This is a genomic window from Catellatospora aurea (genome assembly GCF_042663325.1).
Taxonomy (GTDB): Bacteria; Actinomycetota; Actinomycetes; order Mycobacteriales; family Micromonosporaceae; genus Catellatospora; species Catellatospora aurea.
In genome coordinates this window covers 247,619-264,986 of record NZ_JBHTAC010000005.1, presented here as the reverse complement: position 1 = coordinate 264,986, position 17,368 = coordinate 247,619, and the positions used below count along the sequence as shown (strand labels likewise).

15 protein-coding genes are annotated in these 17,368 nt (G+C 72.1%); 10 read left to right on the top strand and 5 right to left on the bottom strand.

All coding sequences use genetic code 11. The annotated features are described in order from the left end of the window. Positions 1-208 precede the first annotated feature (208 nt). Together ACFQO7_RS07745 and ACFQO7_RS07740 are read right to left on the bottom strand one after the other, a co-directional pair. Positions 209-979, bottom strand: coding sequence for a phosphotransferase (locus ACFQO7_RS07745; protein ID WP_376805765.1), 771 nt, complete (start codon positions 977-979; stop codon positions 209-211). A gap of 10 nt (positions 980-989) precedes the next feature. After that, positions 990-1,118, bottom strand: a complete 129-nt coding sequence (locus tag ACFQO7_RS07740; protein WP_376805764.1) for a hypothetical protein — start codon at positions 1,116-1,118, stop codon at positions 990-992. 17 nt (positions 1,119-1,135) lie between these two features. Here ACFQO7_RS07740 and ACFQO7_RS07735 point away from each other — a divergent pair, with 17 nt between their 5' ends. Both ACFQO7_RS07735 and ACFQO7_RS07730 read left to right on the top strand, forming a co-directional pair. Continuing rightward, a complete protein-coding gene (locus ACFQO7_RS07735; RefSeq protein ID WP_376805763.1) occupies positions 1,136-1,678 on the top strand; it encodes an RNA polymerase sigma factor in 543 nt (180 codons plus the stop codon). 11 nt (positions 1,679-1,689) lie between these two features. Beyond that, positions 1,690-2,709: a CU044_5270 family protein gene (locus ACFQO7_RS07730; protein ID WP_376805762.1), complete on the top strand. Its 1,020-nt coding sequence runs from the start codon at positions 1,690-1,692 to the stop codon at positions 2,707-2,709. Positions 2,710-2,841: 132 nt separating this feature from the next. Here the strand turns inward: ACFQO7_RS07730 and ACFQO7_RS07725 are convergent, their stop codons facing one another. Continuing rightward, positions 2,842-3,549 carry a hypothetical protein gene (locus ACFQO7_RS07725; protein WP_376805761.1) on the bottom strand — a complete coding sequence of 236 codons (708 nt, stop codon included), beginning with the start codon at positions 3,547-3,549 and terminating at the stop codon, positions 2,842-2,844. Positions 3,550-3,658: 109 nt separating this feature from the next. Between ACFQO7_RS07725 and ACFQO7_RS07720 the strand changes: the two genes are divergently transcribed. From ACFQO7_RS07720 to ACFQO7_RS07710, 3 genes are read left to right on the top strand one after another with little or no spacing between them, the layout of a single operon-like run. Beyond that, positions 3,659-6,292, top strand: a complete 2,634-nt coding sequence (locus ACFQO7_RS07720; RefSeq protein WP_376805760.1) for a valine--tRNA ligase — start codon at positions 3,659-3,661, stop codon at positions 6,290-6,292. Between the two features lie 35 nt (positions 6,293-6,327). Further along, the gene (locus tag ACFQO7_RS07715; protein ID WP_376805774.1) at positions 6,328-7,650 is read left to right on the top strand and encodes a bifunctional folylpolyglutamate synthase/dihydrofolate synthase; all 1,323 of its coding nucleotides are present in this window, start codon (positions 6,328-6,330) and stop codon (positions 7,648-7,650) included. A gap of 22 nt (positions 7,651-7,672) precedes the next feature. Next, positions 7,673-8,128 (top strand): DUF4233 domain-containing protein, encoded by a 456-nt coding sequence (locus tag ACFQO7_RS07710; protein WP_376805759.1) that lies wholly within the window; start codon positions 7,673-7,675, stop codon positions 8,126-8,128. Here ACFQO7_RS07710 and ACFQO7_RS07705 read toward each other — a convergent pair. Beyond that, positions 8,125-9,453, bottom strand: coding sequence for a VOC family protein (locus ACFQO7_RS07705; protein ID WP_376805758.1), 1,329 nt, complete (start codon positions 9,451-9,453; stop codon positions 8,125-8,127). The genes ACFQO7_RS07710 and ACFQO7_RS07705 overlap by 4 nt on opposite strands. 180 nt (positions 9,454-9,633) lie before the next feature. Between ACFQO7_RS07705 and ndk the strand changes: the two genes are divergently transcribed. Genes ndk through ACFQO7_RS07690 form a run of 3 tightly spaced genes read left to right on the top strand, consistent with a single transcriptional unit; the run spans position 9,634 to position 13,844 of the window. After that, the gene (ndk, locus tag ACFQO7_RS07700) at positions 9,634-10,044 is read left to right on the top strand and encodes a nucleoside-diphosphate kinase (protein ID WP_376805757.1); all 411 of its coding nucleotides are present in this window, start codon (positions 9,634-9,636) and stop codon (positions 10,042-10,044) included. Positions 10,045-10,065: 21 nt separating this feature from the next. Further along, on the top strand, positions 10,066-11,388 hold the full coding sequence (locus ACFQO7_RS07695) for an SWIM zinc finger family protein (protein ID WP_376805756.1): 1,323 nt from the start codon (positions 10,066-10,068) through the stop codon (positions 11,386-11,388). Beyond that, positions 11,385-13,844 (top strand): DUF7824 domain-containing protein, encoded by a 2,460-nt coding sequence (locus ACFQO7_RS07690; RefSeq protein ID WP_376805755.1) that lies wholly within the window; start codon positions 11,385-11,387, stop codon positions 13,842-13,844. The genes ACFQO7_RS07695 and ACFQO7_RS07690 overlap by 4 nt, the downstream gene beginning before the upstream one ends. 192 nt (positions 13,845-14,036) lie before the next feature. On the opposite strand, the gene ACFQO7_RS07685 is transcribed toward ACFQO7_RS07690, so the two are convergent. Next, positions 14,037-14,654: a PASTA domain-containing protein gene (locus ACFQO7_RS07685; RefSeq protein WP_376805754.1), complete on the bottom strand. Its 618-nt coding sequence runs from the start codon at positions 14,652-14,654 to the stop codon at positions 14,037-14,039. Between the two features lie 413 nt (positions 14,655-15,067). Here ACFQO7_RS07685 and ACFQO7_RS07680 point away from each other — a divergent pair, with 413 nt between their 5' ends. After that, on the top strand, positions 15,068-16,198 hold the full coding sequence (locus tag ACFQO7_RS07680) for a Fic family protein (protein WP_376805753.1): 1,131 nt from the start codon (positions 15,068-15,070) through the stop codon (positions 16,196-16,198). Positions 16,199-16,332: 134 nt separating this feature from the next. Next, positions 16,333-17,280 (top strand): terpene synthase family protein, encoded by a 948-nt coding sequence (locus tag ACFQO7_RS07675; RefSeq protein WP_376805752.1) that lies wholly within the window; start codon positions 16,333-16,335, stop codon positions 17,278-17,280. Positions 17,281-17,368: the final 88 nt, after the last annotated feature.

The window sequence follows — 17,368 nt, the reverse complement described above, 5'->3', positions numbered from 1 at the left end:
GCCGATGGTACTGCAACGGGGACGTTGTGGGAGAGTAGGACACCGCCGGACAAACATCGCTGTTCAAGGCCCGACCATTCATGGTCGGGCCTTGACGCGTTTAAGGGCAAGGAAGGGCACCTTCACAACCTATCCGTCAGGCAAGGGCACCTTGTCAACGCCGCGTCTATTCGGGCCCCTGCCACGGGGCCCTTTTCCGTATCCAGGATCAGGGGCGTAGTAACTCCAGGAGACGTGTGGCCTGAGCCTCGACCGTGCCCGGCGGGTTGCGGTGGGCGTTCCGCCCCTCGGTCAGCACCAGCCGAAGCCAGAACATCGCCCACAGCCGGCGGCCCGCGCGCAGGCGAGTGCGGTCCACGTCGAATCGTGCGCAGAACGCCTCGATATCCGTCGTGCGCAGGGACAGATGCTCGGACAGGATCGCCAGTTCCATCGCGCGATCGGAGACCGCGGCATCCTCGAAGTCGACGATACGCACCCGTTCGCCGTCCCAGAGATAGTTCGGCAGGTGCGGATCACGGTGCCCGATGACCGTCGCGGCCGGCGGTCGGCTCAGCAGGTCCGGATCGGGGCCGTCCCACCAGGACATGGCAGCGTCGTAAGCCGCAGCGGCGACGACGTCGTCGGGTCGCGGCCCCTCGGTCAGCCGCCGCGCGAAACCGAGGTCGTCCGACCACGGCCAGGCCGCGGCCAGTTCGCCGTGCGGGATACGCCACAGCCGGGTGAGGGCCACGCCGAGCGCGAGCGACTGGGCGGTGCTCAGTCCGCCGGAGAGCGGCTCCCCGGGCAGCAGTGACATGGTCACCGTGGGCGGGTCTGCGGTGAGGTCGGCGTGCAGGGGCTCCGGCACCAGGTCGGGTTCATGCCGATGCGCCAGCCGGAGTGCCGTCCACTCGCGCAGGTGCTCATCCCGTTCCCAGGAGACGTAGCGCTTCGTGAGCCGCGTTCCCTCGACCGTCACATCATGGGTGTGCACCACGTCCGCGACGCTATCCGATCCCGATCACCGCTGGTGTCCCGCCGACCGAGGGCGCCGCCGTCCCCGTGATCGCGCCGTTCGAGATCTCACCGGTAATCGTCGAGCCGCCGCCGACACAGAACAGGGTGACAATCGCCATCGCAGTAGGGAGTTCGTATGGGCCCGCCGCCCGGCCGCGACGAAGGCTGGTTCACCAAGATCTATGACGAGCACTACCAGCAGATCCTCCGGTACGGCAGGCGTCGCCTGGCCGACGAGGACGGACCCGCCGAACTCGCGCAGGAGGTGTTCGCGGTTGCCTGGCGTCGGCGCGACGAGGTGCCCGAACACTGCCTGCCCTGGTTGTACGGGGTGTCTCGACGGCTGCTGGCCAATTACTGGCGAGCTGGCCGGTCCGCCGGGCGCCAGGTGCCGATCGCCGAGGCGGACGCCCTGCGGGTGCCGGGCTCGGCGGGCGCCGACGCGACGCTGGGGGTGGCCGACGTCAGGGCCGCCATGCGTTCGCTGTCCGACCTGGACCAGGAGATCCTCCGCCTGATCGGCTGGGAGGAGCTGACGGTCGCCGAGGCCGCGCAGGTGCTCGGCTGCAGCCGTACGACCGCGGCGGTGCGGCTGCACCGTGCCCGCGGACGGCTCACCGCTGCCATGTCTGCCCCACTCACCCCGTCCGTGCCGCTTCGCAAGCTGGCCCGATCGTGAAAGGACCTGAGATGTTTGGAGCACGGCGGACCCGTACCCTGCTCGGCCCTGCCGACCCGGCACGCCGCATGCCCCCGGAACCGCCCCGGCTCTCGGCCGCCGAGCTGATCGCCTGGGCCGAGGCGACAGCCGAGCCGAATACGCCGCGGAGAGGCGTGCGCCGCGATGCCCGACTGCCGCGGCGGATGGTTCTCGCGACCGGGGCGGTCACGCTCGCGGCCGGTGCCGTGGCGGTGATCGGGGCATCGGGTGTGCTCGTCGACGTGGAGCGTGGTCCCGCTGATCCGCCTGGCACAGCGGCGGGCCGGGTGCTCGTGCCGGTGGCGTACCAGCCGGGCACGGACGAGGCGGCCGGGCCCCGGCTGCGAGCGCTGGCCGACGGGCTGGTCGACGCCGCGTACGAGAGCAGCGCGGGCAGGTACACCTACCATCGCAAGCAGGTGTGGGGTGATCCGGTGATGACATCGCCCGACGGCCGGTTCTCGGTCGCCTTCTCCCAGGAGACGAAGGTCTGGTGGACTCCCGGCGAGCCGGGACGGCAGACCACCGTCATGGGCGTGCCGGAGTATCCGGACCAGGCATCGCGTGACCACTGGGCGAGCCGCCAGCCGGTCTCTGCGACGGCCTCGGCCGACGCGATCCCGCTGCCGCCGTTCGAGCCGGCGGCGCTGCCCTCGACCCGGCGGGAGCTGGCCAGGATGCTCAAGACCGAGCTGGGCGCGGCTGCCGTCGGCAAGGAGACCAGCAAGATCTTCGGCCGGTACGCCGTACCGCGGGCGATCCGCGCGGAGGTCCTGCGCGTCCTCGCCGACGTGCCGGGCTTCCGGTGGCGTGGCGAGGTGACCGACCGGGCGGGCCGCGCCGGGCTGGCGGTCACGTTCGACGACCGCGAGCACGGGCAGCAGCACCTGCTGATCTTCCACCCCCGCACGGGTGAGCTGCTCGCCTCGGAGCTGCTGACCCTCGGCCCGGTACGCATGAACGCCTACGAGCTGATCCTCGAAACCGGCCGCACCGACCGCCTCGGCTGACCCGCGCCTTGCCGGGCTACCCGATTCGGGTGGCCCGGCAGGGCGACCGCCGCGCGCAATCGATCATGAAGTTAGGGCAGCGACACACCGTCGAACACGCCCATAAGTTCATGATCAACGCGGAGGAGGGGGTCAGGGGCGGGTGAGGGTGGTGGTGCGGATGGTGGTCATGAGGGGGGCGGCTTCGGTGGGGGTGCGGCCGGGGAAGAGGGCCAGGGCGAGGCTGCCGTGGTCGGCCCAGCCGCAGACGGCCATGATGCCGTCGGGGGCGTCGGTGGCGCCGCACTTGAGGACGCCGCCCAGGTCGCCGGGGTCGTAGTCGGTGAGGCCGGTGACGCCGCCGGTCTCGTCCTCCATGAGTTTGAGCACCGTGTCGAGTTCGCGTTCGGGGCTGAACATGGTGGTGGTGCCGCCGAAGACCATGACGCTCTTGGCCGCGCCCTCGGCCGGGTCGGTGTAGATGCCGGTCGCCGTCGCGTCGAGTTCGATGCCGGCGGCGAGTGCCGTCAGCAGGTAGCCGGCGGTGTCCTTGGCGGCGGGGCTGTCGTCGCGGACCATCGTGCCGATCTTCTCGGGCATGGTGAGCTTCGCGTCGTTCTGCTGGGTGATCCGGATCAGCGTGGGGCCGAGCGTGAACGCCGCGGCGACCGCGCCCGCGCCGAGCACGGCCATGGCGGTGAGGGTCCAGCGTCGGCGCTTGCTGTGCGCGGCGGGCTCGTCCTCGGGCTCGACCGGGTCGGGGCCGGGCACCAGGCGCACAGCCGGCCGGGCGTACTGCGGGATCTCCACCGCTTCCGGCGCCGCCGATTCCTGGCGTACCTTCGCGTCCTGCTCTGACATGTGCCCACCTTCCGCCGACTCGCGGAGCCTAGCAAGCCGCAGCCTGCCAGCGGTGGACCCAACCGGCAGCGGCTGAATGACGCGCATGTGCCCTGCGTAGAATCGGCGGGTGACCGAACACAGCCAGCAGCCGCGCGAGCCGCGCGCCCCGTCCTCGTCCGAGCTTGCCGCCGCGTACCAGCCCGGCGAGGTAGAGCAGCGGCGGTACGAGCAGTGGGTAGCCGCCGGTCACTTCGACGCCGACGCGAAGAGCGACAAGCCGCCGTTCGCCATCGTGATCCCGCCGCCGAACGTGACGGGTTCGCTGCACGTGGGCCACGCGCTCGATCACACCATTCAGGACTCGCTGATCCGCCGCAAGCGTATGCAGGGCTTCGAGGCGTTGTGGCTGCCGGGCATGGACCACGCGGGCATCGCCACCCAGAACGTGGTGGAGCGCAAGCTCGCCGCAGAGGGTCTGTCGCGTCACGACCTGGGCCGCGAGACGTTCGTCGAGCGGGTGTGGCAGTGGAAGGCCGAGTCCGGTGGCGCGATCCTCGGGCAGATGCGCCGCCTCGGCGACTCCGTGGACTGGTCGCGTGAGCGCTTCACCATGGACGAGGGCCTGTCGCGGGCCGTGCAGACCATCTTCAAGAAGCTGTACGACGACGACCTGATCTACCGCGCCGAGCGCATCATCAACTGGTGCCCGCGCTGCCTGACCGCGCTGAGCGACATCGAGGTGGAGCACAGCGACGACGAGGGCGAGCTGGTCTCCATCCGGTACAGCGACGAGATCGTGGTCGCCACCACCCGGGCCGAGACGATGCTCGGCGACACCGCGGTGGCCGTGCACCCCGACGACGAGCGCTACAAGCACCTCATCGGCACCGAGGTGGAGCTGCCGCTGACCGGGCGGCGCATCCCGATCGTCGGCGACGCGCACGTCGACCCGGCGTTCGGCACCGGCTGCGTGAAGGTGACCCCGGCGCACGACCCGAACGACTTCGAGATCGGCCAGCGGCACCACCTGCCCTCGATCACGATGATGGACGAGCGGGCGATCATCACGGTGCACGGGCCGTTCCTGGGCCTGGACCGGTACGAGGCCCGCCCGGCCGTGGTCGCCGCGCTGCGCGAGCAGGGCCGGATCGTGGCGGAGAAGCGCCCGTACGTGCACGCGGTGGGGCACTGCTCGCGCTGCAAGACGACGGTCGAGCCGCGGCTGTCGCTGCAGTGGTTCGTCAACACCGGCCCGCTGGCCAAGGCGGCCGGGGACGCGGTGCGCGACGGCCGCACCAAGATCGAGCCCGCGGAGCTGTCGAAGCGCTACTTCGCCTGGGTGGACAACATGCACGACTGGTGCATCTCGCGCCAGCTGTGGTGGGGCCACCGCATCCCGGTCTGGTACGGCCCGGACGGCGAGGTCGTCTGCGTCGGTCCCGACGACGAGGTGCCCAGCGGTGACGGCTGGCGTCAGGACGAGGACGTGCTCGACACGTGGTTCTCCTCGGCGCTGTGGCCGTTCTCCACGCTGGGCTGGCCCGAGCAGACCGCCGACCTGGCCAAGTTCTACCCGACCAGCGTGCTGGTCACCGGCTACGACATCCTGTTCTTCTGGGTCGCCCGGATGATGATGTTCGGGCTCTACGCGATGGACGGGAAGCAGCCGTTCGACGTCGTGGCGCTGCACGGCATGGTCCGTGACCAGTACGGCAAGAAGATGTCCAAGTCGTTCGGCAACGTCGTCGACCCGCTGGACTGGATCGAGCGCTTCGGCGCCGACGCGACCCGGTTCACCCTGGCCCGCGGCGCGAACCCGGGCTCGGACGTGCCGGTCAGCGAGGAGTGGTGCCAGGGCTCGCGCAACTTCTGCAACAAGCTCTGGAACGCCACCCGGTTCGCCCTGATCAACGGCGCGCACACCGACGGCGAGCTGCCCACCGAGCTGTCGACGATCGACCGCTGGATCCTGTCCCGGCTGCAGCACACCATCACCGAGGTCGACGAGTACTTCGAGAACTACGAGTTCGCGAAGGTCTGCGACAGCCTGTTCCACTTCGCCTGGGACGACGTCTGCGACTGGTACGTGGAGCTGGCCAAGCCGGTGCTGACCGGCGACGACGCCGCCGCGGCCGAGCGCACCCGCCGGGTCCTCGGGCACGTGCTCGACCAGCTGCTGCGCCTGCTGCACCCGGTCATCCCGTTCGTCACCGACGAGCTGTGGTGCGCCCTGAACAAGGTCGAGGGCGACGCCTCGGTCATGGTCGCGTCCTGGCCGGCGGCGAACCCGGCACTGATCGACGACGCGGCCGAGGCCGAGCTGGAGACGCTGCAGCGGGTCGTCACCGAGGTGCGCCGCTTCCGCGCCGACCAGGGCCTCAAGCCGGGTCAGCGGGTGGCCGCGCAGCTCGACGGGCTGGCCGCGGCCGGCATCGCCGCACACGAGCCGCTGATGCGCTTCCTGGCCCGCCTGGACGTGCCCGGTGACGGCTTCACGGCCACCGGCACGGTCGCGGTCGCGGGTGGTGTGACGGTGTCGCTGGACACCCGGGGCAGCATCGACGTGGCCGCCGAGCGGGCCCGCCTGACCAAGGACCGGGCCGCCGCGGAGAAGGAGATCTCGCAGGCCACGGCGAAGCTGGGCAACGAGGGTTTCTTGGCCAAGGCGCCGGAGCAGGTGGTGGCGAAGCTGCGCGAGCGGCTCGCCACGGCACAAGCCGACGTGACCCGCATCGACGCGGCGCTCGCACAGCTAGGGTGACATTCGTGAGCTCTTCCGCTCAAGACGGACAGGACATGTCGTACGCCGAGGTGGAGGCCGCGCTGGACCGGCGCGGCTTCACCCGCATGGTCTTCGACCTCGGCCGCATCGAGGACCTGCTGGACGTGCTCGGCAGCCCGCAGCGGGCGTACCCGTCGATCCATCTGACCGGCACCAACGGCAAGACCTCCACCGCCCGCATGATCGACAGCCTGCTGCGCGCGCACGGGCTGCACACCGGCCGGTACACCAGCCCGCACCTGGAGACGGTCCGGGAGCGGATCAGCCTGGACGGGCAGCCGGTCGACGAGGAGCGCTTCGCCGCGGTGTACGCCGAGGTCGGCCCGCTGGCCGAGCTGATCGACGCGCGCAGCGACGAGCCGCTGACCTACTTCGACATGACCACCGCGCTGGCGTTCGCGACGTTCGCCGACGCGCCGGTGGACGTGGCCGTGGTCGAGGTCGGCCTCGGCGGCGCGGAGGACGCGACCAACGTGATCCAGGCCGGCGTCGCCGTGATCACGCCGATCGGGCTGGACCACACCGAGTGGCTCGGCGACACGATCGCCGACATCGCGCTGGCCAAGTCGGGCATCGTGCACGAGGGCGCCACGCTGATCTGCGCGCTGCAGCCGGAGGAGGCGATGGAGCCGATCCTGGAGCGCTGCGCCGAGGTCGGCGCGACCGTCGCGCGGGAGGGCCGCGAGTTCGGCGTCATCGAGCGCAATCTCGCGCTCGGCGGGCAGGTGCTGACGCTGCAGGGCCTGGGCGGGGTGTACGACGAGATCTTCCTGCCGCTGCACGGCGCGCACCAGGCGCAGAACGCCGCCCTGGCGCTCGCCGCGGTCGAGGCGTTCCTGGGCGCGGGCAAGGACCGGCAGCTGGAGGTGGAGCTGGTCCGCGAGGGCTTCGCGTCCAGCTCGTCGCCGGGCCGGCTGGAGCGGGTGCGCAACGCGCCGACGGTGCTGGTCGACGCGGCGCACAACCCGCACGGCATGGCCGCCACGGTCGCGGCGCTGACCGAGGAGTTCTCGTTCCGCCGGCTGGTGGCGGTGGTCGCCATGCTCGGCGACAAGGACGCCGAGGGTGTGCTGGAGCTGCTGGAGCCGGTCGTCGACGAGCTGGTGTGCGCCCGCAACTCCTCACCGCGGGCGCTGCCCGCCGAGGAGCTGGCGGAGATCGCGTACGAGATCTTCGGGGAGGACCGGGTGCACGTGCACGCCGAGCTGCCCGACGCGATCGAGGCCGCGGTGACCCTGGCCGAGGCGGACATCGACGCCGGCATCAGCGGCGTCGGCGTGCTGATCACCGGCTCCGTCGTCACCGTCGCCGACGCCCGTAAGCTGTTTCAGCGATGAGTGAGCAGCACGGGGAGCGCGGATGACCGAGCACAGCCACCCGGGTGAGGCCCCGGCGGGCTCGACACCGGAGGGCCCGGCCGGGCACAAGCCGGGCGAGGCCCGCGAGCGGGACATGCAGCTGAGCCTGGGCGGCAAGCCCAGCGGCCTGCGCAACCCGACGAAGGCCGTGCGCGGCCTGGGCGCGGGCACGCTGGTGCTGGAGGCGCTGGTGCTGCTGCTCGCGCTGATGCCGATCTGGGTGCTGCGCCCGCCGGGCGGCAGCATGGCCGCGGTGACCGTGGCGCTGGTCGCCGTCGTGGTGGCGATGGCGCTGACCGCCACCCTGCGCTTCCCGTGGGGTTGGCACCTGGTCTCGGTGTTCCAGGTGGCCCTGCTGCTGCTGGGCTTCCTGCACTGGGCGTTCGCGGTGGTCGGCGTCGTGTTCGGGCTCACCTGGGCGTACGTGCTGTACGTGCGCCGGACCGTGGCCCGCTAGGCGCGGGCCTTCCACTCGATGACCGCGATGCCGTGGCCGTCGGGGTCCTTGAACGAGGCCGCCCACAGTTCGAGGCGCTCGCCGTGGTTGACGACCCGCGGGGCGTAGGTGAACTTGACCCCGCGCACCCTCAGCTCCCGGTAGACCGCGTCGATGTCGCCGACCTCCAGGTTGAGGTGCACGTGGCGGCGGTTGACCGGGGTCAGCTCGGGAGTCGTGCGCAGCACCAGCCGAGTGTCGCCGGAGGCGAGCACCAGGTTGCCGGGCCCGCCGTCGATCTCGTAGAAGCCGAGCAGGTCGTGGTAGAAGACACGGGACCGGTCCAGGTCGGTGACCAGCAGTGTGATGCCGATGCCCTGGATCGACCCGGCGGAGGCGGGGCGGGCGTGCGGTGACGCGACGAGCAGGTCGTCGATGCCGGCTCCGGCCGGGGGCGGTAGCGCCACAGGGCCGGTGAGGGTGTCCGAGATCGCGGGTGCGGCCGGTTCCGGCACGTCCGCGAAGTCGATCACGTCGACGGAGGCGAAGTCCGGCGACTCCTGGTCCATCGGCGTGCGGGGTCCGGGCACGTCGCCGCTGTACAGCTCGCCCTCCAGGACGGCGACCGGCGCGGGCTCCTCGCGTGGCGCGGGCGCGCGGCGGTGCGGGCTCGGCTGGCGGCGGGGCAGCGGATCCGCGGCGGGCACCGCGTCGAGGTCGATCGGGTCGTCGTCGCGGAAGCCGGCGTAGGTGTCGTCGGACCCGCGGTGGTCGTCGTGACCCGGGTCGCCGTAGTGGCCGAGGTCGTCGTCGTGGTGCGGGTCGTCGAAGTGCGGATCGTCGTAGTCGTCGCCCGGGTCGTGGTAGAACTCGTCGTCGCCGTGGTCGAACGCCTGCTCGTAGCGCTCGCCGTGGGTGCCGACCTTCTCCCACTGGATCTTGATGCGGCGCGCGTCCGCGACGGCGACCAGGGCGGGCAGCGTGTCGCCCGCGTCCGGCCACTTCAGCACCGGGACCCGCGGGTCGTTCATGATGACGGTCTGGCCGGGGTGGCCGGGCGCGTCCACCAGCACCTGCATCTCGCAGCGGCCGAACTCGGCGCTCAGCGGCGGCTCGGAGGCCTTCACCACGTGCACGGTGCCGGCCACGTACGCCTTGTCGGCGCCGAGCATCGACGCGGTGGTGAGCAGGGCCACGGCGACGACGACCATCGCCGCGCCGACCGCCCCCAGCGGCCAGCTGCCCAGACCCGCGGACATCGAGATGACGAACAGGCCCAGCGCGCCGAGGCACACGGCGGTGGTCACCCGCCCGGGCCGGACCGGTTTGCGCCCTAACCGTGCCAACGCGTGCCTCCCCGAGCGCTGTGTGCACGACCACAGCGCGCCGCCTCCCCGCAACGCTGTGTCTTCAATCCATGACCTTAGGCGGGTCCGTCGATCGAGGAAAGTGCAGTTCGGTAGGCTGATGAGCCCACCTCGTGTTGCCGCAGGTGGGGACATGTGTCGCCTTCAAGGAGGAAGTTCGTGGCGGAACGTTCGCTCGTGCTGATCAAGCCGGACGCGGTGCGCCGCGGCCTGGTCGGGGAGATCATCTCGCGTTTCGAGCGCAAGGGGCTGACCCTCGACGCGCTCATGCTGCGCACGATGGACTCCGACCTCGCCGACGCGCACTACGCCGAGCACGTCGAGAAGGCGTTCTACCCGCCGCTCAAGGCCTACATGACCGCCGGCCCGCTGGTCGCCGCGATCGTGTCCGGCGACGAGGCCATCGCGGTGATCCGCCTGCTGGTCGGCGCGACCGACGGCCGGGCCGCGGCCGCGGGCACCATCCGCGGCGACTTCTCGCTGTCCAACCGCGAGAACCTGGTGCACGCCTCCGACTCGGCCGAGTCCGCCGAGCGCGAGATCAAGCTCTGGTTCCCCGAACTGTCGTAGCCCGTCCCTACGGTGGCCGCCATGTCGGTAGCCACCTACTCGTATCCGGGGCCCTCCGCGCTGACCGCGGAGGGTCTCGCGTTGCAGACGTCCGGCGGGTGCGGCGCGCACCCCCGGTTCTTCGACGGGTTCATGACCACCCCGCAGACCGTCGCGGTCGGCCTGCTCGCCGTCGCCGAGGTCGCCCGCGCCCGCTACTTCCAGCGCACCGACTGGGTCAGCCTCGACCCGGTGGTCACCGGCAGCGAGGACATGTTGCGGTTCGAGTCGTTCAGCGGCTGCTGCGGGGTGTACGCCCGGATGGACGTGCTGCCGTCAGGTCTGGACGGTGAGCGCCCCGAGCACGGCACCACCAACGTCGACGTGAACGTGCCGCTGCAGCTCGCGCTGGCCCGCGTCGGCGGCCTCGACCCGCTGCACCTGGCCGTCGGCCCCCAGGACCTGACCGTGTCCACCATGGACGGCTCCGTGGTCGAGCGCAAGGTGCCGCTGCCCGGCCGCTGGCTGCGCGGTTTCGCGCAGGTGCACGCGGTCACCGCGGGCATGGAGCCACGGGTGCGGATCAACGCAGCGGCGGCCGCCGAGTTCCTGCGCCGCCTGCCCAAGGACCGCAGCACGCTGTGGGCGGTGCCCGCCGGGCAGGGCCTGCGGCTGACCGCCCGGCCCGTGCCGGGAGCCGTCTGCCTGACCGGCGCGGACCGGCTCGGCGCGCTGCGCGGGCTGCTACGGCACGCCACCGCCCTCACGGTGTACGGCCCGGCCGTGCGCCCCGGCAGCGCCGCCGTCGCCTCGGTGTGGGAGCTGGAGACCCCGACCCTGCGGCTGTCGCTGACGCTGTCGCCCGAGCCGTACCGCGGCTTCTCCGGCGAGGGCGCGGTGCTGTCCGCGCTGGCCTCCGACGACGCCGCCGACGCGGCCGACCGGATCAGCGAGCTGCTCAGCCTCGCGCCCACCCTCGACGCCGACGCGCTGGCCACCGCCACCGACCTGACCCCGGCGCAGGTCCGGTCCGGGCTCGCGCTGCTGGGCACCGCCGGGCGCGTCGGCTACGACGTCGCCGAGGCCACCTACTTCCACCGCGTGATGCCGTTCGGCACCGCGGCCGCCGAGAAGCTCAACCCGCGGCTGGCGGGGGCGAAGGCGCTGCTGGAAGCCGGGGCGGTGACCGTGTCCGGCGACGTCGCCGCGGTACGCGGCACCGAGGGCGTGTACCAGGTCCGGCTGGTCGACGGCGCTCCGGCGGGCTGCACCTGCCGGTGGTGGGCCAGGCACCGCGGCGACCGGGGACCCTGCCGGCACCAGCTCGCGGTGCGTATCACGGTGTCGCAGGAGGTGCCGGCGTGAGCGCGGAGGAGCTGCACCGGGCCGTCGACGCGGCCGACGTGGCCGCCGTCGTGGCCTGGGTGCGCCAGGCCGGCGAGAAGCAGCGCCTCGCGGCGTTCGCCGGACTCGCCGCCGCCGCGAGGCAGGACGAGGACTGGCAGACCTCGCAACGGCGGGCCCCGGCCCGGATCGTCGCGCTGTTGGGCTGCGCGTCCACCGCGAAGAAGGTCGTGACCGTGCTGCATCGCGGCCAACTGCGGTGGGGACTGCGGGCCGCGCAGCCCGGCCCGGTGCTGGAGGTGCTGCGGTTGCGGCAGGTGCCGTGGCTCGGCGAGTTCGCGCAGCTGATGGCCGACCGGCTGCCCCTCGAGGGGAGCTGGGGCGCGTTCGGCCACTGGCGGCTGGTGGACGTCCTGGTCCGGGAGAGCGGCTGTGCCGTGCCGACCGGTGAGGCGTTCACCGCCTGCTGGATCGACGCGATGCGGGACGCGTCCGACGCCGACGCCGCGCTGCGGGACAGCCCGTACACGGCGGCGCTGGTGCCGATGCTGTTCACGCACGACCGGCTCGGCTCGCGGCTGGACTACGAGTACGCGCCGGACGCGCGCGGGTTCGTGCCCGCCCTGATCCGGCTGGGTGCGGGCGACGCCGCCGTGCGCCGGCTGCTCGTCGAGGGCTGCCGGGCACGGCTGCTGCGCGGGGGCAAGCCGGGGGAGCTGCGCGCGTACACCCGGCTGCACGAGGCGCTGGCGGTGACCGCACCGGAGGCGGCGGCCGGGGCCGGTGACTACCTCCGCCTGGTGGAGGCCGGCAACTCCACGGTCGCGGGTATGGCGGTGAAGGCGTTGCGAGGCGCCGACGAGGCCGGGGTGCTGGCCTGGGACACCCTGCGCGAGGTCGCTGAGCTCGCGCTCGCCCGGCCGGAGAAGACGCTGGTCAAAGCACAGACGACGTGGCTGCGTCAGGTGGCGCGACGTCGGCCGGAGCACGCGGCGGAGATCGCCGCGCTGCTGTCGGGTCCGGCGTCGCCCGCGGCCGGGCCGGTGCCGGCGGCGCTGCCGGTGCCCGTCGCGGCACCGCTGGGATCGCCGCTGGGCAGCCTCGCGGAGCTGGCCGAGGAGGTGTCGGCGCTGCTCGCGGGGGACCGGTCGGTGCCGACCGTGGAGCGGGTGCTGGCCGCGATCGCGTACTGGCGGGTGAACGACCAGGAGGCGCTGGCGCGTACCGTGCGGCCGCTCGTGGGCGCTGACCGGGCCTGGTGGGGCAGGCTCGCCGAGCAGCTGCGCGCGGTGCTGAACGCGGTGGCCGTGGTGGACACCCGGCCGGACCGGCTGCGGCAACTCGCCGCCCGGTTCCGCGGCGACGGTGCGACGCCGGCCCAGTTGCTGCGCAAGATGCGCGGCAACGGCAACGGCCTGCACCTGGTCCTCGCGGCCCGGCTCGCGGAGATGGCAACACAGCTGGTCGGCCGGCCGGTGCCGCTGCTCATGGCGACGCCGACGCACGCCAACGGCCTGCTGGAGCCCGCTGAACTGCTGCGGCGGCTGGAGCAGGCCGAGCGCGACGGGTGGCAGCCGTGGCCGCTGGACTTCGAGCAGGCCCTGCTGCGCCTGCCCCGCGAGACCGATCCTCAGGTGGTCACCGCTGCGCTGCGGCTGCGCTCGCCCGCGGGGGCCGCTTTCGCCAGGTGGATCAGCGGACCGGTGCCCGACCCTGTGTCACTGCGGCGGGAGCAGCTCGCGGACCCCAGGCGGACGATCTGGAACTGGCAGGACCAGCCGAGCGTCCGCCGGGTGGTGGCGCTCGACCCGCCCGACCCCGCCGGACCGCTGGTCCGTGAGGTTATGACGGTCGTCGGGGACGACCGCCCCACCAGCTCACCCGGGGACATCGAGGAGCCGCAGTTGTGGACGGCCGCGCTGCCGTCGCACCGGGAGGTGGTGGCCGCCTCGGCGCTGCCGATCCTCGCCGCCAACGCGGACCTCGACTTCGACGGCGGGGGCCTGCTGCCGGCCCACCTCGCCGAGTGCGGGGGACCGGTCGGCCCGGCGGTGCACCTGGCCCTGGCGTACGGCCTCGCCGCGCGCTCGGCGGCCGACCGGATCGCCGCCGTCGACGGACTGCTGGGCCTGGCCGCGACCGGGGACCTCGACGCGGCGGCGGTCGGGCGGGAACTGGGCGAACTGGCCGCGGCGGGGGTGCTCAAGGTGAACCGGTTCGCGTCGGCGCTGGACGAGGCCGCGCAGGCGGGCGCGGTCGCCGGCGTCTGGGCGATAGCCGTCGCGGCGCTGGTGCCGCTGGTCGAGCTGGACAAGGCGCGCCCGGCCACGGCCGACCTGATGGCGCTCGCGGTCCGGTGCGGCCGTGCCTGTGGGGCCGCGCACCTGCCGCCCGAGGTCTCGGCGCTGGCCGAACGAGGTGGTTCGAGTCGCCTGGTCGCCCAGGCCCGCGAGCTTCGGGCACTGGTCGCGGCGTGACCGCCCGGTTGCCTGGCAGCGCCGGCCGACGGCCTGCGGGACACACAGCCGGCTGAGCGTTCGCCGCGGGCCGAGTGGTTCGCGGCGAACGCCTGATGGACGGCTGCGGTGCAGTTCAGGGCTGGTGAAGAGTTAAGAAGGGCACCTTCTTCTACGCATGGCGCGAAGAAGGCGCCCTTCCTTTGTGGAGGGTCAGCCCTTGCCGTTGCTGACGCTGGTGTTGGTGAGGATGATCTCCGTGTCGGCGGCGACCTTGCTGCCGGCCTTCACGGACTGCTTGACGACCTTCCAGCTGACGAGCAGCGTCAGGTCCTTGCCGTCCTCGCCGACGAACTTCACGTTGGTGAAGCCGGCGTCGGCCAGGATCTTCTCGGCGTCGGTGGCCTTCTTGCCGACCACGTTCGGCACCGCGATCAGCGTCGGCCCGGCGGTGGGCGACGGCGACGGGGCGGCGGTCGGCGACGCGGCCGCGCTCGGGCTGGCGGCGGCGCTGGGGCTGGCCGCGGCGCTCGGGCTGGCGGCCGGGGGCGCGACGGTGGCGGTGGCGACCGCGGACGGGGACGCCGACGGGTCCACATCCTTCTTCTGCCACCACTTCATGTACGCGAAGCCGCCGCACAGCAGCAGGAGCAGGATCAGGAGCAGCAGGAGGAGCAGGAGCAGCCAGCGCTTGCGGCCGCCCTTGTCGTCGTCGTCCTTGTCGTTCTTGTCCTTGTCGTCCGCGCCGTGCGCCGGCTTGTAGTCGCCGCCCTTGTCATCGGCCGGCGGCGGGGTCGGGGCGGGGGTGGTGTTCTCGTCGGGGTCTGACACGTCAGGTGCCTCTCGATATCCGATGTGTACTCACGCAGCAGCACGTATGCAAACATCGGCCATGATGGCGGTCCACGCAGCTCCGGTCACTAGACCGCTGGTAGCGTCCGCAACCGCCGAACGGTCAGCCATCGACCCAGGCAGCGGCGGAGACAGGGCGGCGCGGCTTCCGTGCCTGCTGAGGGCCCGCAGGTGGCGAACATGTCGATCACTGTCGGATTCCAGCCTGGATACGGCGGCGGCTCCACACCTTCGACCCCTCGACCCATGATCGTTCGACTTGCCTGGCACCTGTGCGTATCTTGAGCCCGCTTTCGCCCACCTGCCTGGCAAGTCGAACGATCATGGTGTGGGATGCGCCCGTACGACATGTCGGGAGCGCTATCGTGCTACTGGGCTAGTAGCATTGAAGGATGCTGCTGCAGACCCCGAAGCTCGACGCCGACGATCTGCGCGTGCTGGGCGAGATCGACCAGATGCGCGCGGACCTGCAACTGCACGTCCGCGCCCGCCCGCACTGGACCGGCCAGCTGCGCCGCCAACTGACGGCGGCTGCCATCCAGGGCTCGAACACCATCGAGAAGATCACGATCGGCATGTCCGACGCGCGCGCCGTGGTCGAGGGCCAGCCCATGTCGGTGGACGTGGCCGACGACACGCAGCTGGCGATCCGCGGTTACCGGGACGCGCTCACCTATGTGCAGCAGGCTCCGCACATCGCCGACTTCGAATACCACCGCTCGCTGCTGTCGGCGCTGCATTTCATGATCGTCAAGTACAACATGTCGAAATGGCCTGGTCGCTACCGCAGCGGGGGCATCTTCGTGACTGGCTCCGACCCGTTGCGGCCGGCCTACACCGGGCCCGATCCTGAGCTGGTCCCTGGGCTCATGGACGAACTCATCGACTGGCTCAACACGGGGGATCTGGATCAGCCTGCGCTGGTGCGGGCGGCGATGGCGCACCTCAATCTGGTCTCCATCCACCCGTGGCGCGACGGTAATGGCCGGATGGCGCGCTGCCTGCACACGCTGGTGCTGGCCCGGGACGGGGTGCTCGCGGCCGAGTTTTCCTCGATCGAGGAGTGGCTGGGCCACGAGATCAACACGTTGGCCTACTACCAGGCGCTGCAGAGCCGGGGTGAGACGTTCCAGCCCGACGCCGACTGCCACACCTGGCTACGGTTCGTGCTTTCCGCGCATCATCAGCAGGCGCAGACCGTGCAGGCGCGGGTCGACTACACGGTGGTGTTGTGGCGGGCGCTGGAGGCGGTGGTGGCCGAGCGAGGGCTGCCGGAGCGGACGGTGTCCGCGTTGTACTCGGCCGCGCTGGGCGAGCTGCGGCGAGCCACCTACCAGGGGGACGAGGATCTCAGCCGGGATCAGGCCATCCGGGACGTGCAGGCGCTGGTGAAGAACGGGCTGGTCCGGGCGAAGGGCAACGCCGTCACCCGGGTGTACCTGATCGACGGCGTCGCCCGGGAGGCGCACCTGGCGGCGATGGACGCGGTGCGCAAGCCGATGCGGGAGCCGTACCGGCGCTGAGGTGGCACGCCGGGGGGATTGACATCGATCTTTGCCACTTGTGTAATGGATCGTGAACCCATCGTGATGATGGCCAGCGCTGCGTGCGCCGCCATCTGCCCCCCGTGCACCGCCTCCCGGAACGGAGGACCGCCGTGTTCGCCATCCCCCCGGTCGACTGCCCCCTCGCCTCCCGTCTGTCGCCGCACGTGGCGCTCGCCGAACAGGACCTCACCGGCTGGGCCCGCAAATGCGGCCTGATCAGCGACGGCGACGGGCAGAGCTGGCTGGCCGGCGAGGCGTACGCCGGACATGCCGGTCGGATCTTCCCCGACGCGCGGCCGGACGACCTCGCCCTGCTCGCCATGATCTTCGCCTGGTTCTACCTGGTGGACGACGTCTGCGACGGCACGGCGCACCCCGAGCCGCCCCGGCTGCGGCGTTTCGTGACGGAGCTGCTGGCCCTGCTGCACGGCTCCGACCGCCCGACCGAGGTGTTCGCGGGCCCGGCCCGGCTGATGCTCACCGAGATCTGGGCCGTGCTGCGCGAGCGCATGCCCGACGCCTGGCAGGCCCGCTTCACCGACGCGGTGGCGGTGCACCTCGACGGCGTGCTCACCGAAGCGGAGAACAAGGCCGCGGGCCACCTGCCCGGCGTCGACGAGTACGTCGAGCTGCGCCGGGCGGCGTCCGCGGCGGAGGTCTCGCACCTGCTCACCGAGCTGGCCACGCACACCCACCTGCCGGACGCGATCTACCACCATCCGGCGCTGCGCGAGGTGCGGCTGGCCGGCACGGACCTGCTGTCCTGGTTCAACGACCTGTACTCGCTGGACAAGGACATCGCGACGGCGGGCGGGCACAACCTGGTGCTGGCGATCTCGCACGAGCGGCGGGTGTCCATCGAGGCGGCGGTGCAGGAGGCGGTGGACATGTGGCAGGAGCGCATGGACGGCTTCGCCCCGCTGCGGGCCCGGGTGCCGTCGTTCGGCGCCCAGTTCGACCCGGCGGTGCACGCCCACCTGGACGGGGTGGCCGGTTCGGTGCGGGGCACGCTGGACTGGACCGTGGTCAGCGGGCGCTACCGGGGCGAGACCCGGTAGGGCGACTCACCGGAAACCCGGTGGACGGTCGGGGGTGCGGCGGCGGTAACCTGGAGCGCACAGGCATCGACCCGGCCATCACCGGTGA

What these genes read in the sequence shown, in the direction of transcription:
- ACFQO7_RS07695 (WP_376805756.1), top strand. Translation starts at nt 10,066, where the DNA reads ATGTCGGTAGCCACCTACTCGTATCCGGGGCCCTCCGCGCTGACCGCG.
- ACFQO7_RS07715 (WP_376805774.1), top strand. Translation starts at nt 6,328, where the DNA reads ATGTCGTACGCCGAGGTGGAGGCCGCGCTGGACCGGCGCGGCTTCACC.
- ACFQO7_RS07730 (WP_376805762.1), top strand. Translation starts at nt 1,690, where the DNA reads ATGTTTGGAGCACGGCGGACCCGTACCCTGCTCGGCCCTGCCGACCCG.
- ACFQO7_RS07725 (WP_376805761.1), bottom strand. Translation starts at nt 3,549, where the DNA reads ATGTCAGAGCAGGACGCGAAGGTACGCCAGGAATCGGCGGCGCCGGAA.
- ACFQO7_RS07735 (WP_376805763.1), top strand. Translation starts at nt 1,136, where the DNA reads ATGGGCCCGCCGCCCGGCCGCGACGAAGGCTGGTTCACCAAGATCTAT.
- ACFQO7_RS07680 (WP_376805753.1), top strand. Translation starts at nt 15,068, where the DNA reads ATGCTGCTGCAGACCCCGAAGCTCGACGCCGACGATCTGCGCGTGCTG.
- ACFQO7_RS07710 (WP_376805759.1), top strand. Translation starts at nt 7,673, where the DNA reads ATGACCGAGCACAGCCACCCGGGTGAGGCCCCGGCGGGCTCGACACCG.
- ACFQO7_RS07740 (WP_376805764.1), bottom strand. Translation starts at nt 1,118, where the DNA reads ATGGCGATTGTCACCCTGTTCTGTGTCGGCGGCGGCTCGACGATTACC.